Raw genomic sequence first — 14,721 nt, 5'->3', positions numbered from 1 at the left:
CTGGGACTGGGAACGCGGACGACCATGCGCCTTGCGCTGTTTGCCGATATTCACGCCAACCGGCAGGCCTTTGCCGCCTGCCTCGAGGCTGCGCGCGCGCGTGGCGCCGAGCGGCTGATCTGCCTCGGCGACATCGTCGGCTACGGCGCCGATCCGGAATGGGCCGTCGATACGGTGACCGACCTCGTGGCCAAGGGCGCGATCGCGGTGCGCGGCAACCATGACAATGCGATCGGTGTGCCCAGCGACAGCATGAATTCGGATGCGCAGGCGGCGATCGACTGGACCCGCGGCCGGCTCGGCGCGGAGCAGCGCGCGTTCCTTGCTGGTTTGCCGATCATGCGCGAGGAGGACAACCGCCTTTACGTGCATTCGGAGGCGTCGGATCCGGAAGGCTGGCGCTATGTCCGCGATTCCTCGGACGCCGCGCGCAGCATGATGGCGACCGAGCAGCACGTCACGTTCTGCGGCCATATCCACCGGCCCGGCCTCTACTCGCTGTCGTCGGCCGCGAAGATGACGAGCTTCGTTCCGACCGCCGATATCGAGGTGCAACTGCTGACGGGGCGGCGCTGGCTTGCGGTGCTCGGCTCGGTCGGGCAGCCGCGCGACGGCGATCCCGCCGCGTCCTTTGCGATGTTCGATACGGTGAGCCGCGCCATCACCTATCTGCGCGTGCCCTACGACGTCGACGCCGCGGCGACGCGGATCAGGGTGAGCGGCCTGCCGCGCTGGTTGGCCGATCGCCTGTTGATCGGCAGGTGATCCGTGGTCGTCCAAGCGATGCAGCCGGGCGCTGAGATCGATGGTTTTGCCGTCGGCGAATGCGTCCACCGCGGCGGCATGGCGACGCTGTGGAGCGTGACCCATCCCGGCATCGATGTGGCCCTGCTGATGAAGGTGCCGCTGACGGCGGAGGGCGAGGATCCGGCGGCGATCGTCAGCTTCGAGATGGAACAGATGATCCTGCCGCGGCTGTCCGGACCGCACGTGCCGGCCTGTTTCGGCACCGGCGATTTCGAGCGGCAGGCCTATGTGGTGATGGAGCGCATTGGCGGCCAAACGCTCTACAAGCGGCTCGGCGATCTGCCGCTGGGTTACGAGGAGGCGAGGGCGATCGCCGGCAAGGTTGCGTCCGCGCTCGCCAATCTGCACCGGCAGAACGTCATCCACCACGACATCAAGCCGAGCAGCATCATGTTCCGCGAGCGTGGCGAGGCGGTGCTGATCGATTTCGGCCTGTCGCACCACAACCACCTGCCCGATCTCCTGCAGGAGGAGTTTCGCCTGCCTTACGGCACCGCGCCCTACATGGCACCGGAGCGCCTGCTCGGCGTCCGCGACGATCCGCGCAGTGACCTGTTCTCGCTCGGCGTGCTGCTATATTTTTTCACCACGGGTGTGCGGCCGTTCGGCGAGACCGAGACCTTGCGCGGCATGCGCCGGCGGCTGTGGCGCGATCCCACGCCGCCGCGCAAGCTTCGGGGCGACTATCCGCCATGGCTGCAGGAGATCGTGCTGCGCTGCCTGGAGATCGACCCGGCTGCGCGCTATCCGACCGCTGCCCAGCTTGCCTTCGACCTCGCCCATCCTGAAAAGGTGAAGTTGACGGCGCGATCGCAGCGCATCAAGCGCGATCCGCTCAGGACCGTCTGGCACCGCCGCTTCAATCTCGGCACGATGCAGCCGCAGCCAAAGTCGGATGTCGAGGCCCAGCTCGCGTCGAGCCCGATCGTCGCGGTCGCGCTGGATACCACCGAGGGGTCCGGCGCGCTGAACGAGGCCATCCGCGTCGCGGCCGAGCAGGCGCTCTCGACCTTGCCCTCGGCCCGGCTGGCCTGCTTGAGCGTGTTGAAGCTGAATCTCCTGGCGCTCGACCGGACGCTCGACGAGCAGGGCCAGAACAAGCATGTTGACCGCCTGGTGGCGCTCCAGCATTGGGCGCGGCCGTTCCAGCTCGACGAGTCCAGGCTCACCGTGCACGTGCTGGAGGCGATCGATCCCGCCGCCGCTATCCTCGAATTTGCCGCGGTCAATCTCGTCGACCACATCATCATCGGCGCGCGGCAGAACTCGATGATGCGCTCGCTGCTCGGCAGCGTCTCGGCCAGGATCGCGTCGGAAGCGCCGTGCACCGTGACCGTGGTGCGGCCCTCGCGTCTGGCGTCGCCGGCGGGGGCGGGCGACGACGCTAAAGCGGCGGACCGGCCGGCCGACGAGGCCGCCGTCACGCCACCAGGATTGTTCTGATCAAGCGACGGCTCGCGCGCCGCGGATTGCCGTCAGACGCGGCGCAGGTAAGCGCATGTGACGCGGCGCGCCGCATTGGCCCGCTCGGGCGATGTCACATACATGCGCCGCGCGACGAACGCTACGTTCAAGCCAATCCACAAAGGTAAACCTGTCCAAACAATGGCCATCGTCACGATGCGCCTCCCTCAATATATTTTGAGATTGTTGTGCATCGTTTTGGATGAGTCTGTGAAGACCGTATGAACACGTTGCCCGCACGAATGTTGTGCATGCCGCAGCGCAGCAGGTTGGTGTGCGCCGCACCTTCAGGCAGACGTGCGCGCTATTGCCTGACAGAAGCGATCCAATTCCGCAAAAGCGAAATGATTTCACAGCTTCTGCGAGATGCCCGCATAGTAGCCGCGGCGCGCGCCGAATTGCGGCGTAAACACACCGATGCCGCTGCCGTCGCGAAGCTCGTAGATATTGTCAGCCACCCGTGATCTGGAATGCATGCAATAAGCAGCCGAAGGCTTCGATTGATTGGTGCATCAATCCGAATTTGGCTGCGTGCTAATGCGTCCGCGCGCTAGCTAGATCGCTTCTCCGCGCGCCTGCGCGGCGGCGTTGCGGATGGCCGCGATGTTGGTCTTGTAGGCCTCGACGGTGCCGCCCTTGAACACCGCTGAGCCGGCAACAAAGGCGTTGGCGCCGGCGGCGGCGAGCTGGCCCGCGACATCGGGCGCGACACCGCCATCGACCTCGATGTCGATCGGGCGTCCGGCGGTCATCGCCCTGACGTCGCTGACCTTGCCGAGCGCCGAGCGGATGAAGGCCTGGCCGCCGAAGCCGGGATTGACGGACATCACGAGCACGAGGTCGACCAGGTCGAGCACGTACTCGATCGCGCTTGGCGGGGTTCCCGGATTGAGCGAGACGCCGGCTTTCTTGCCGAGCGCGCGGATCGCCTGCAGCGAGCGATGCAGATGCGGGCCCGCCTCGGCATGCACCGTGATGTGGTCGCAGCCCGCCTTGGCGAAGGCTTCGAGATACGGATCGCACGGCGAGATCATCAGATGCGCGTCGAAGATCTTCTTGGTGTGCGGCCGCATCGCCTTGATGACGTCGGGGCCATAAGAGATGTTGGGAACGAAATGCCCATCCATCACGTCGAGATGAAGCCAGTCGGCGCCGGCCTGGTCGACGGCGCGGACCTCCTCGCCAAGCCTGGAGAAATCCGACGCCAGGATCGACGGCGCGATGACGAGGGGACGCGGAGCGAATGACTGGGACATATGCGCTTTCCCTGAAGGCTTCGAGGGCCGTGTGATGGCCCCGCCTAACATGCGGATACGTAGCGGGCAATGCGAGGGGGATCTCGGAACTGTGGGCGGAAAAATCTGCCGCGGCGGCAGCTCTTGCCGGGTGTTCCGAACTACCTCCGTTGCGGGAAATGCCCGATTTTATTGAGTTTTTGCCATGGCACGTCGCTTGCTCAGAGTACTGGCATGGGGTTCGAGCCGCCGCGCGCGGCGTTGTGTGGAGTACTGCCATGTTGTTTGCCCTTGGCGCCGCGTCGTCGGCCCTGGACATTTTGAGCCTGCTGACCTCGTCGAAGTCGTCGTCACCGACGGCATCGTCGTCGTCATCGGCGTCGTCGACGAGTTCCAGCCAGAGCAGCGGCCTGTTCGATGCCTCGACGATCGCATCGAGTTCGACCGCCAGCAGCACGAGTGCCGGATCTGCCAGCGGCTGCCCGCAGATCTCGCCGGAGATGATGAGCGCGCTGCTGTCAGCGCAAAGCCAGTCGCAGACCACAGCCTCGGCCAGCACGAGCGGTTCGACCAGTTCCGCCAGCTCGACCGGCACGACCTCAACCAGTTCCTCGAGCGCGCTGCAGGACCTGTTCTCGCAGATCGACGCCAACGGTGACGGCTCGATCTCCAAATCGGAATTCGAGAGTGCGCTTGGCGCCGGCGGCACCAACACCGCACAGGCCGACGACGTTTTCTCGAAGCTCGACACCAATGGCGACGGTTCGGTGAGCCTTGACGAGATGTCGAAGGCGCTGCAGGGCCACAAGGGCGGCGGCCACCATCACCACATGGCCGATAGTTCGACCGACGGCACCGGCTCCAGCGGCGGCTCGGGCTCCAGCGGCTCCGGTGGATCGAGCTCGACCGATGGCACCACCAGCACCACGGTGACCAACAGCGACGGCTCGACCACGACCACGATGACCTACGCCGACGGTTCGAAGGTGTCGATGACGTCGGCGGCGGCCTCGGCGTCCACCTCCAGCAACGCGACCTCGTCGTACAATTTCATCGAGCAGCTGATCCAGCGCCAGTCGCAGGCCATCGCCGCACAGGCCTCGTCATCGGTGGCGCTTACCGCGTAGGTTGATCGCGCAGGCGGCTTTCCTTCGCCTCTCCCCGCGTGCGGGGAGAGGCATAGGCCGCCCTCGGCGGCCGTTCTCAAGAACGCCGAGGCAAGGCCTCGGCTATGACGCATCGCACGATGCATTGCGGGTGAGGGGGACTCTCCGCGAGTCCGTCTCTCACCGCGATTGCGGCAGCAGCCCCTCACCCCAACCCTCTCCCCGTAAGAACGGGGCGAGGGAGCGCAATGCCGTCGCGGTTGCCATTCAACTTCAGCTCAGCGTTCTAACCGAACCGGTCCTGCCAGCTCGGCAGCGCGCCGGGGAAGGGCAGGGCGGTCGCGGCATAGACGCCGCGTGCGATCGCGCGGGCCACCGTGTTGGCCGCCACCGCGCCGAGCGTGGTCAGGCCGAACTGCGGGTCGATCGGTTTTGCGCCGGTCGCCGCCGCAAACACCACATCGCCGTCGGTCGGCGCGTGCACCGGATAGATCGCGCGCGCCATGCCGGTCTGCGCGATCATAGCCAGCCGCTTGGCCTGCGGTTTGGTCAGTTGGGCATCGGTCACGACCACGACCAGCGTGGTGTTCTCGGCGGCCGTCGCCTGCGGGCCACCCTTCAGACGGATCTTCAGCATGTCAGGCGTGAATGACGGTGGCAGGCCGCGCCCGCCGAATTCGCTGCCGACCTCGAACGGCGCGGCCCAGAACCAGGGGCCGGTGCCGACGGTGACGCTGCCGACCGCGTTGACGACGGCAAGCGCTGCGACCATCACACCGTCATCGGTTTGCGCCGACGCCGATCCGAGGCCGCCTTTCAGGCCGGCCGTGGTCGCGCCCATCCCGGCGCCGACGCTGCCCAGGTGGAAATCGCCTGCGGCCGCATCCGCCGCCGCATAGCCGAGATCGCGATAGGGCGGAAAGCGTCCCCACGCCTTGTTGCCGCCGTTGAGCAGGTCAAAGCAGATCGCGCCGGGCACGATTGGGACCACCGCGTCACGGACACGAAAGCCGCGGCCGCGCTCGGCGAGCCAGGCCTGCACGCCGCCGGCGGCGTCGAGCCCGAGCGCGGAGCCGCCTGAGAGTGTGATGGCATCGATCGCCTCCATGGCGCTCTGCGGCGCAAGCAGAGCTTCCTCGCGGGTGCCGGGACCGCCGCCGCGGACATCGATCGAGGCCACCGCCCGCTTGTCGAAGATGATGGCGGTGACGCCAGAGGCGATCGCGGCGTCGTCGGCGTGGCCGACGCTGACGCCGGCAATGTCGGTGAGAAGGTTTTTCACGATAGGTTCCGCCCGGGCCTGCATACCCTTGTTTTGACGCGTTTTCCTCACGCGAACCGGTATCCACTTCGCTCGAAAACGCTCTGTCCGGCCCGGTATAGCAGCCGCGACAGGCGCAGCAACCGAGGTAACGCCCCCTTTACCGGCCAATCGGATAATTCACGGCAATAGCGTTTGATTCCCGATTGTCGACCCTAGCCTGACCGCCAAAGCTCCATTGCGTTTTCGAGCAGGCGGCAACGCGTCAAAACAAAGGGTTAAAGCGCGGTTCTGTTCGCTCAGAGCCAAGCTGGAGGAAAGCCGTCATGTCCCGTATTCTCGTGATTGATGACCAGGCGGACGTCCGGGCGATGATCGCAATCCTGCTGCGCGTCCAGCGTTTCGAGGTCGTCGAGGCGTCGAACGCCCCGGAGGCATTGGCGGCATTCGCAGCCTCATCCTTCGACCTTGCGATTGTCGACATCTTCCTGGACGGCAAGAACGGGATCGACGTCATCATGGCGTTGCGCGCGCGGGTCCCCGATCTTCCTGTCGTCGCCATCTCCGGAATGACGGCGCTCGATTTCCTGCCGGGGTCGCTGCAGCTTGCCGACGTCGTCTGCCTGCAGAAGCCGTTCCGGCCGAACCAGTTGGCGTGCGCGATCGAAGCCGCGCGCGGGATGGTGTCGCGCGAGAATGCAGCAGTTGCGGCGGGCTAGACTAGTCTAGCCGGCGCGCTGATAGCGTCGTCTAAGACCTCATCATCCGGGCAATCGCTTCGCCGATCACAACCGTTGTCAAGTGAGTATTGGCCCGGCAATCGGACGGCATGATCGACGCGTCGGCAACCCGCAGGCCGCCGATCCCCTTCACCGTGCCGTCGGGATTGACTACGCCCGCGGGATCGTTGACGCCGGCCATGCGGCAGCTGCCCGCCGCATGCTGGATATCGCCGGTCTCCCGTCGCAGCACCGCTTCGAGCTCGGCTGTCGGCAAGGCCGCGGCGGCCGGCAGGGTCAGTTCGGTATCTCCAAGGCGGATCCAGTCCGATATGCCGGCCAGCGCCGGCTGCGTAGCCAGCACGGCGAACCGCTTCACCGCATCGGTCATGCGCAGCATGTCGCGCGGATCGGCCAGCATGTTCTCCTCGACGATGGGATCGATGGTCGGATCGGGCGAAGCCAATCTCAGCTGGCCGCGCGAATAGGCGTTGAACAGGCCAGCGCCGATCGCTCCGGAATTTCCGATGCCGCGATGGTTGAAGGCGATCATAATCATATCGCGCTTGCCGCCGTCGGCCAAACCGGACGAATAGGTCACGCAGCAATTGGTGTGACGCGTATCCGGATCGGTGGGCCGCAGATTCTCGTGCAACTGGATCGTCATGCGAAACAGCGGATGATCGAAGAAATGGCGGCCGACCGGCAGGTCACGCTCGACCGCGATCCCCATGGCTTGCAGCTCGTCCGCGGGGCCAATGCCCGATCGCAGCAGGATCGCCGGGCTGTGGATGGCGCCGCCGCACAGCACGATCTCACGCGCGGCGATCTCGCGGGTGCCCTGGCCGTCGATGTGCACACGGACAGCCGTGGCCTTGCCGTCGCGGATCACGACCCGGTCGACCAGCGCCTTGCCACGGATCTCCAGATTGGCGCGACCACGCGCCGGCTCGAGATAGCCTTCGTTGGTGGTGATACGACGGCTGTCGCGGCTGTTGATCGGATAGCAGGCGACGCCTTCGCCATCGGGGCCATTGACATCAGCGCACCATGGATAGCCGCTGGCGAGCGCGGCATCGCGCAGGCCGCGATCGATCGGCCCCCATTTTTCGGGCGGCGCGCGATAGACCGGCAGCGGGCCGCCGCGTCCATGTCCCTCGGTGTCGCCAAATTCCTGATCGTCCTCGATGTCAGAGAAAAGCGGCATGATCTCGCGCGCAGACCAGCCGGTGCAGCCGAGCGCGGCCCATTCGTCGAAGGCGTCCGCGACGCCGCGAATGGCGATCTGGCCGTTCATCATCGAGCTGCCGCCCAGCCCCTTGCCGCGCCAGTAGAAGCGCGGCTCCTGCCCTGCGATGCGGCGGGTCAGGAGGTTGGGCCACTGCCATTTCTCCTGGAATTCCCGCTTGTGAATGATCGGAATCGGATTGGGCGTCCTGATTTCCCAGGGCGCTTCGTCGGCACGCCAGTCGAGGCCTGCTTCCAGCAGCAACACGCGCCGGGTTTTATCCTCGGACAACCGGGCGGCAATGGCGGCGCCGGCAGAGCCGCCGCCGACAACGATCACATCGTACATGGCATCAAAAGACATCGCATCAAACCTCGTTACGTCGGAAAGCCGGAACACAAGACGTCAGATTGCATCCCGACATCCTTGACGGTTTCCATTTGCATCGCACGACGGAGACCTCGGCCTGCACCCGATAGTCGCCCGCATCGACCGGGGATCATGTGGGTTGGGATTACTCTGACTTATCGACGTTCCAGAACAGCGGCGTGGCCGGACCATCGAGCATGCCAGTGAGCTCCTTGTGCCAGACACTCGGCGCAAAATACTGTCCGAGAGGAATGTAAGTCACCTGGTCGAGCGCGCGGGCCTGAATCTCGGCCGCGATTGTCTTCTGCGCGTCCGGCGAGGCGGCGCGCGCGAAGCCATCGCGAAGCGTCTCCAGCTGCGCGTCGTCCGGCCAGCCGACCCAGCCGCCCTTGCGACCCCTGTTGTTCAAGGGCGCACTCACGACGGGGTTCATGATGTCGGCGATGCCCCAGTTGGTGAAGAACATGTTCCAGCCGCCGTCCTTCGGCGGCTTCTGGCTTGCGAGCACAACGTTTTCCGTCTGCCAGTCCATCGACTGGACCGTCACCTGGAAACCGGCCTGACGCAGCAACTGCGCCGCGACGATGGGCTGCGTCTTGAGCGTCACCACATCGGTCGGTGCCAGCATCACGACGGGCGTGCCGTCATAACCGGATTCGGCCAGCAGCTTCTTGGCCTCCGCCATGCCGTTGCCCTTGACGAGAGAGTCCGATCCGAGGTCGGAGGCCAGCGGCGTGTCGCAGCCGAAGACCGCACCGCAAATCCTGTAGAGCTTCGGATCCCCGATCATGGTGTCGAGGATGTCTTTCTGATTCAACGCCATCATGGCGGCCCGGCGCACCTTGACGTTGTCGAATGGCGGATAAAGGAAATTCATCCGTCCGATGGTCTGGAAGCCGAGGCCGCTGAGAGGGCGCGACGTCAAATCCTTGTCGGCTTGCAGGATCGGCAGCATGTCGAACGACGGTCGTTCCAGGAAATCGATGTCCCCGGACTGAAGCGCGCTGGTTGCGGTCTGAACGTCGGGCATCGTAATCCACTCGACGCGATCGACCTTCACCACCTTGCCGCCCGAGGTCCAGCTTGGCGGCTCGGCGCGCGGCACATAGTCCTTGTTCTTCTCGTAGACGGCTTTGACGCCGGGCTGGAACTCCGACTGGATGAACTTGAACGGACCCGAGCCGATCTGCTCGGCGATCGCCCGGTCCGACGGTGTTTCGGCAAGGCGTTTCGGCATCATGAAAGGCACAAGCGTGGACGGCTTGCCGAGCGCGTCAAGCACCAGGCCATAGGGCTCTTTGAGCTTCAGCGTGATGGTCCTGGCATTGGTGGCCTCCAGGCTGGCGGTGAAGTCCATCAGCTTCTGGCCCATGCCGTCGACGGCAGCCCAACGCTTCACTGAAGCAACACAGTCGTCCGCAGTGACTGGCGTGCCGTCGTGCCACTTCAGACCGTCGCGCAGCGTGAAGGTGTAAGTCAGTTTGTCGTCGGATATCTTCCAGTCCGCCATTTGAGGCCGGATCGTGAAGCTGGAGTCCATCGCCACCAGCGTGTCGTAGACCATATAGCCGTGGTCGCGCGTGATGTAGGCCGACGAGACGATCGGATCGAGCGCCCGCAGGTCCGAGTGCATCACCGCCCTGATGGTTTTGGCTGATGACAAGGTCGGCCACGCCAGTGCGGTGGCGACAAGCAGCCCGCGGAATGCGGTCTTCAAGGACATCGGGGCGTTTTTGGCGCGCGGAGTGGCTGACATCATTTTCCTCGGGTGAACGCTGAACGGACTTCAGGTGGCGTTGATAAATCGCGCGCCCGCGTCGCACGGATGGTCGTTGCACCGGTGAGGGCGGCGCCGACAAGTGCAATGATGGGCATGTCTTAAACAGGCTCCCGGACGCTAGAGTCGCCCCGACACCGGCGAAAACCGGTGGAGGCGCCCCATCTGTCTCGGTACCTGAGAGCTTGATCCGCTGGAGCCATTGCTCAATGCATGGCGCGATAACGGATATCCCCTTCGGTGGACGCCGTATCGTAATACAGCGTCTCTCTCCAGATCGTCCTGACGACACGGTCCTTGTGCCTGAGAGTTTCCGGGGCGGTTGCTCCGTCGGCGCCGAACACGAAAACATTGTGTCTGTTTTCGCTTCGAGCTCTCCCGCATCGTCGCGTTGGACTGTCAAACGATATTGTGCGCTCGGAAACCAGGCAAGACTAAACTTCAATCGGAAGCTGCCCAGATCATATGCGATCGATCTTGCACGCAAACGACAAAGAAAAAACGCCCCGGCGAACCGGGGCGTTTCGACTCAACAGCTATCCTGACGGGTCAGGAGCCCTTATGCGTCAGGAGCCTTTCTGGTCGATCTGGGTGTAGTTGCCCTTGGCGTCCCACTTGTAGACGACATAGTCGATCGCCTTGATGTCGCCCTTGGCGTCGAAGCCCATCTTGCCGAGCACGGTGTCCCAGTCGCCGGCCTTGATGGTGGCCATCACCTTCTTGGCGTCGGTGGTGCCGGCCTTGGCGGCGGCCTGGGTCCAGACCTGGATCGCCGCGTAGGTGTAGAGCGTGTAGCCTTCGGGATCGATGCTCTTGGCCTTGAACTTCTCGACGATCGCCTTGGCGGTCGGCTTGTTGCGCGGGTCGGGTCCGAAGGTGAACAGCGTGCCTTCGGCGGCGGGACCGGCGATCGAGGCGAACTCCTTGTCGTTCAAGGCGTCGCCCGCCATCAGCACGGCCTGCAGGCCCTGATCACGCATCTGGCGCAAGATCAGGCCGGATTCCTGATGGTAGCCGCCGACATAGACGAGGTCGATCTTCTCGTTCTTCAGGCGCGAGACGATCGCGTTGAAGTCCTTGTCGCCCTTGTTGTAGGACTCGTTGACCTTCTCGGTGATACCGGCCTTGTTGAGCGATTTCTTGGTCTCGTCGGCGAGGCCTTTGCCATAGGTGGTCTTGTCGTTCAGGATCGCGATGTTCTTGCCCTTGAAGGCCTTCGCGATGTAGTTGGCGGCGATGATGCCCTGCTGGTCGTCACGGCCACAGACGCGCGCCACGTTCCAGAGATTGCGCTCGGTGAACAGCGGGTTGGTCGAAGCCGGCGTGATCTGCAGGACGTTGCTGTCCGCGTAAGCCTCCGACGCCGGGATCGAGGACGACGAGCAGAAGTGACCGGCGACGAACGGAATCTTCGCGCTGCCGATCTTTTCCGCGATCGAGCGCGCCTGCTTGGGATCGCAGGCGTCGTCGTTGGATTGCAGCGCGAGCTTCTTGCCGAGAACGCCGCCGGCCGCGTTGATGTCGGCGACGGCCTGCTCGGCGCCGTTCTGCATCTGCCGGCCGAAGGCGGATTCGCCGCCCGTCATCGGGCCGGCCACTGCGATGGTGATGTCCTGTGCGAACGCGCTCGCCGATAATGCGAACGAAGCGCCCAATGCCAGGCCGATGATCTTTAGTGATTTCATGACAAGTCCTCGTGGTCGTTGCCTCTTGGGGAAGAACCCGGGCTGGGCCGGGTACAATAACCGGCGCCATTCTCGGCTGATTTCGCGGCGAAGTCACCGGCAATTTTCAGACAAATCGACGCCTCACCCGCCGTAGGGGGGCGTCGGAATCAAGGCTAGCTGCGCCGGCCGCCCTCCAGATAGGCGGCACGGATTTCCGGGCGCTGCAGCAACTCGGCACCCGTTCCGGCCAGCGTGATCAGGCCGTTGACCATGACATAGCCGCGATGGGCGAGCTTCAGCGCATGGTTGGCGTTCTGCTCGACGATCAGCACGGTCAGGCCGTCCTGCCGGTTCAGCGTGCGGATGGCCTCGAAGATCTGCTTGGCGATCAGCGGCGCCAGGCCGAGCGACGGTTCATCCAGCATCAACAGGCGCGGCCGGCTCATCAGGGCCCGGCCGATCGCCAGCATCTGCTGCTCGCCGCCCGACAGCGTGCCGCCCCGCTGCGCGATGCGCTCCTTCAGGCGCGGGAACAGCGCAAGCACGCGCTCCAGCCCGGCCTCGCGTTCGGCCTCGCTGGATTCGGTCGCATCCGCGCCCATCTGCAGGTTTTCGGCGACGCTCATCCGTGGGAAGATCCGCCGTCCTTCCGGCGACTGCGCGATGCGCATCCGCGCGATCTCATGGGTCGGCTCGCCGGTGATGTCGCGGCCGTCGAATTCGATCTTGCCGGCGCGGGCGCGCGGCTTGCCGAAGATCGTCATCATCAGCGTCGACTTGCCGGCGCCATTGGCCCCGATCAGCGCCACGATCTCGCCGGCATTGATCTCGACGTCGACGCCCTTCAGCGCCTCGATCTTGCCATAGGCCGCGCGCAGGCCGCGTACCGCGAGCAGGGGTGTTGTTGCCTGGGCGGCGCTCACGTGGCGCTCTCCATCACGGCGATCGCCTCTTCCTCGTCGGCGCCGAGATAGGCGGCGATCACCTTGGGATCGTCGCGCACCGCCTGTGGCGTGCCTTCCGCGATCTTGACGCCGTAATCCATCACCACGACGTGGTCGGAAATCTCCATCACGACCGACATGTCGTGCTCGATCAGCAGGATCGAGGTGCCCTGGTCGGCGCGGATCGAGAGCAGCAATTCGTTGAGCGCGCCGCTCTCCCGCGCGTTGAGGCCGGCGGCCGGTTCGTCGAGACAGAGCAGCGCCGGCTCGGTGCACATCGCGCGGGCGATCTCGAGGCGGCGCTGGTCGCCATAGGGCAAATTGCCGGCGGCATCGTCGGCGCGATCGAGCAGGCCGACGCGCGTCAGCCAGGCCCGCGCCAGATCGATCGCGGCCCGTTCGGCACTCCGCCATGACGGCACGCCGATCAGGCCGAGGAAGGTCAGGCCGGAGGCGCGCATCAGCGCGTTGTGCTGCGCGACCATCAGGTTTTCCAGCGCGGTCATGCCGGGAAACAGCCGGATGTTCTGAAAGGTGCGCGCGACCTTGGCCCGCTTGGCGATCCGGAAATCGTTGAGGCGTTCGAGCTGGATGGTGCGGCCGTCGTCATGGGTCAGGCGGATGGCGCCGCCGCTCGGGCGGTAGAAGCCGGTGATGCAGTTGAACACCGTGGTCTTGCCGGCGCCGTTCGGTCCGATCAGCGCGGTGATCTTGCCGCGTTCGGCGGCAAAGGAAAGATCGTTGACGGCGACGATGCCGCCGAAGCGCATCATCAGATGATCGACGGTGAGGATATGGTTGTCGCTCATCCGTGGCCCTCCTTGACGAGGTCGGACGAGATCGCCTGGCTGCGCTCCAGGAACACGGTCGGCGCGCGATGGCCGATCAGCCCGCGCGGTCGCCAGATCATCAGGAACACCATTGCCATGCCGAACACCAGCATGCGGTATTGATCGAAGCCGCGGAACAGCTCGAAGCCGCCGATCATGGCAAGTGCCGCCAGCGCAACGCCGAGCTGCGAGCCCATGCCGCCGAGCACGACGATCGCGAGCACCAGCGCCGATTCCTGGAAGGTGAAGGATTCCGGGCTGATGAAGCCCTGCCGGGTGGCGAAGAACGCCCCGGCGAGGCCGCCGAACATCGCGCCGGTCGCAAACGCCGTCAGCTTGGTCGTGGTGGTGTTGATGCCGAGCGCGCGGCAGGCCACCTCGTCCTCGCGCAGCGCCTCCCAGGCGCGGCCAATCGGCAGCCGGCGCAGCCGGATCGTCACCCAGTTGGTGAGCAGCGCCATCGCCAGGATCAGATAGAACAGGAAGACGATGCGGTGGGTCGGCGAGAACTCGATGCCGAGCTTGGCGGCAAGCCCGTTGTCGCTGTTGTCGAGCGGGATGCCGAACAGCGTCGGGCGAGGGATGCCGGACACGCCGTTGGGGCCGCCGGTCAGGCTCTGCCAGTTGATGATGACGAGGCGGATGATCTCGCCGAAGGCGAGTGTCACGATCGCCAGATAGTCGCCGCGCAGTCGCAGCACGGGGAAGCCGAGCAGCACGCCCCAGAACGCCGCTAGGATGCCCGCGAGCGGCAGGCAGACCCAGAACGACAGGTCGAAATAGGTGGCGAGCAGCGCATAGGAATAGGCGCCGACGGCGTAGAAGGCGACGTAGCCGAGGTCGAGCAGACCGGCGAGCCCGACCACGACGTTCAAGCCCCAGCCCAGCATCACATAGGTCAGCACCAGGATCCCGAGGTCGAGAATGTAGCGCTGGTCGTAGAAGATCACGGGGACGAGGAAGGTGAAGACCAGCAACGCCGTCGCGAGCCAGCGTCCCGCAAACGCCATCGTGGCCTGCACCTGCGGCGGAACGACCCTGATGGTGCCGACCGGACCCCACCATTGCCGCAGCAATTCGACGATGATGCTGCCGCCGAACACGACGCCGACCATGGCGGCGAGATCGCCGAACCGCGTCCAGTAGATCAGGCCGCCCTGATTGCCGGCTTCGGTGCGCACGCCGATCATCAGCGAGAACAGCACCAGCGCGACCACCGCGCTGATCAGGGCTTTCTTGAAGATGAAGGCGGCGCCGGAGGGCTGCGAGGCGTGCGAGGTGGCTGCTGGGGTGACGCTCACTGAGGGCTGCCCG

13 protein-coding genes and 2 riboswitches are annotated in these 14,721 nt (G+C 65.1%); of the genes, 4 read left to right on the top strand and 9 right to left on the bottom strand.

Annotated features, from left to right (window positions below; translation table 11 throughout):
* Nucleotides 1-24 precede the first annotated feature (24 nt).
* Together UP09_RS27495 and UP09_RS27490 are read left to right on the top strand one after the other, a co-directional pair.
* Entirely contained in the window at nt 25-765 is a 741-nt protein-coding gene (locus UP09_RS27495) for a metallophosphoesterase family protein (RefSeq protein WP_044541477.1), read from the top strand.
* A gap of 18 nt (nt 766-783) precedes the next feature.
* A complete protein-coding gene (locus UP09_RS27490; protein ID WP_044541476.1) occupies nt 784-2,250 on the top strand; it encodes a serine/threonine protein kinase in 1,467 nt (488 codons plus the stop codon).
* 32 nt (nt 2,251-2,282) lie between these two features.
* Here UP09_RS27490 and UP09_RS37785 read toward each other — a convergent pair whose 3' ends face one another.
* Together UP09_RS37785 and rpe are read right to left on the bottom strand one after the other, a co-directional pair.
* Nucleotides 2,283-2,426, bottom strand: a complete 144-nt coding sequence (locus UP09_RS37785; protein WP_156164803.1) for a hypothetical protein — start codon at nt 2,424-2,426, stop codon at nt 2,283-2,285.
* A 399-nt stretch (nt 2,427-2,825) separates the two neighbouring features.
* A complete protein-coding gene (rpe, locus tag UP09_RS27485) occupies nt 2,826-3,527 on the bottom strand; it encodes a ribulose-phosphate 3-epimerase (protein WP_044541475.1) in 702 nt (233 codons plus the stop codon).
* Between the two features lie 257 nt (nt 3,528-3,784).
* Here rpe and UP09_RS27480 point away from each other — a divergent pair, with 257 nt between their 5' ends.
* Nucleotides 3,785-4,633 carry an EF-hand domain-containing protein gene (locus UP09_RS27480; protein ID WP_044541474.1) on the top strand — a complete coding sequence of 283 codons (849 nt, stop codon included), beginning with the start codon at nt 3,785-3,787 and terminating at the stop codon, nt 4,631-4,633.
* A 265-nt stretch (nt 4,634-4,898) separates the two neighbouring features.
* Here UP09_RS27480 and UP09_RS27475 read toward each other — a convergent pair whose 3' ends face one another.
* Entirely contained in the window at nt 4,899-5,894 is a 996-nt protein-coding gene (locus tag UP09_RS27475) for a P1 family peptidase (protein ID WP_044541648.1), read from the bottom strand.
* 305 nt (nt 5,895-6,199) lie between these two features.
* On the opposite strand from UP09_RS27475, the gene UP09_RS27470 reads away from it, so the two are divergent.
* Nucleotides 6,200-6,592 (top strand): response regulator, encoded by a 393-nt coding sequence (locus UP09_RS27470; RefSeq protein WP_044541473.1) that lies wholly within the window; start codon nt 6,200-6,202, stop codon nt 6,590-6,592.
* Nucleotides 6,593-6,623: 31 nt separating this feature from the next.
* Here UP09_RS27470 and UP09_RS27465 read toward each other — a convergent pair whose 3' ends face one another.
* The 6 genes from UP09_RS27465 to livM all read right to left on the bottom strand — a co-directional run bounded on the left by UP09_RS27465 (nt 6,624) and on the right by livM (nt 14,708).
* Nucleotides 6,624-8,168: a GMC family oxidoreductase gene (locus UP09_RS27465; protein WP_044541472.1), complete on the bottom strand. Its 1,545-nt coding sequence runs from the start codon at nt 8,166-8,168 to the stop codon at nt 6,624-6,626.
* Nucleotides 8,169-8,334: 166 nt separating this feature from the next.
* The gene (locus tag UP09_RS27460; RefSeq protein WP_044541471.1) at nt 8,335-9,945 is read right to left on the bottom strand and encodes an ABC transporter substrate-binding protein; all 1,611 of its coding nucleotides are present in this window, start codon (nt 9,943-9,945) and stop codon (nt 8,335-8,337) included.
* Between the two features lie 184 nt (nt 9,946-10,129).
* Nucleotides 10,130-10,244, bottom strand: a riboswitch (glycine riboswitch).
* Between the two features lie 3 nt (nt 10,245-10,247).
* Nucleotides 10,248-10,357: riboswitch (glycine riboswitch) on the bottom strand.
* Between the two features lie 175 nt (nt 10,358-10,532).
* Nucleotides 10,533-11,651, bottom strand: coding sequence for a branched-chain amino acid ABC transporter substrate-binding protein (locus UP09_RS27455; protein WP_044541470.1), 1,119 nt, complete (start codon nt 11,649-11,651; stop codon nt 10,533-10,535).
* 155 nt (nt 11,652-11,806) lie between these two features.
* On the bottom strand, nt 11,807-12,556 hold the full coding sequence (locus tag UP09_RS27450) for an ABC transporter ATP-binding protein (protein ID WP_044541469.1): 750 nt from the start codon (nt 12,554-12,556) through the stop codon (nt 11,807-11,809).
* A complete protein-coding gene (locus UP09_RS27445) occupies nt 12,553-13,386 on the bottom strand; it encodes an ABC transporter ATP-binding protein (protein ID WP_044541467.1) in 834 nt (277 codons plus the stop codon). The genes UP09_RS27450 and UP09_RS27445 overlap by 4 nt, the downstream gene beginning before the upstream one ends.
* Entirely contained in the window at nt 13,383-14,708 is a 1,326-nt protein-coding gene (gene livM, locus UP09_RS27440) for a high-affinity branched-chain amino acid ABC transporter permease LivM (RefSeq protein ID WP_044541466.1), read from the bottom strand. The genes UP09_RS27445 and livM overlap by 4 nt, the downstream gene beginning before the upstream one ends.
* Nucleotides 14,709-14,721 lie beyond the last annotated feature (13 nt).

Source organism: Bradyrhizobium sp. LTSP885, assembly GCF_000938305.1.
Taxonomy (GTDB): domain Bacteria; phylum Pseudomonadota; class Alphaproteobacteria; order Rhizobiales; family Xanthobacteraceae; genus Bradyrhizobium.
Note: the sequence above shows the minus strand (reverse complement) of the source record. Positions and strands in the feature narration are given on the sequence as shown.

What these genes read in the sequence shown, in the direction of transcription:
- UP09_RS27455 (WP_044541470.1), bottom strand. Translation starts at nt 11,651, where the DNA reads ATGAAATCACTAAAGATCATCGGCCTGGCATTGGGCGCTTCGTTCGCA.
- UP09_RS27495 (WP_044541477.1), top strand. Translation starts at nt 25, where the DNA reads ATGCGCCTTGCGCTGTTTGCCGATATTCACGCCAACCGGCAGGCCTTT.
- rpe (WP_044541475.1), bottom strand. Translation starts at nt 3,527, where the DNA reads ATGTCCCAGTCATTCGCTCCGCGTCCCCTCGTCATCGCGCCGTCGATC.
- UP09_RS27460 (WP_044541471.1), bottom strand. Translation starts at nt 9,945, where the DNA reads ATGTCAGCCACTCCGCGCGCCAAAAACGCCCCGATGTCCTTGAAGACC.
- UP09_RS27490 (WP_044541476.1), top strand. Translation starts at nt 784, where the DNA reads ATGCAGCCGGGCGCTGAGATCGATGGTTTTGCCGTCGGCGAATGCGTC.
- UP09_RS27480 (WP_044541474.1), top strand. Translation starts at nt 3,785, where the DNA reads ATGTTGTTTGCCCTTGGCGCCGCGTCGTCGGCCCTGGACATTTTGAGC.
- UP09_RS27445 (WP_044541467.1), bottom strand. Translation starts at nt 13,386, where the DNA reads ATGAGCGACAACCATATCCTCACCGTCGATCATCTGATGATGCGCTTC.
- UP09_RS27465 (WP_044541472.1), bottom strand. Translation starts at nt 8,168, where the DNA reads ATGTACGATGTGATCGTTGTCGGCGGCGGCTCTGCCGGCGCCGCCATT.
- UP09_RS27470 (WP_044541473.1), top strand. Translation starts at nt 6,200, where the DNA reads ATGTCCCGTATTCTCGTGATTGATGACCAGGCGGACGTCCGGGCGATG.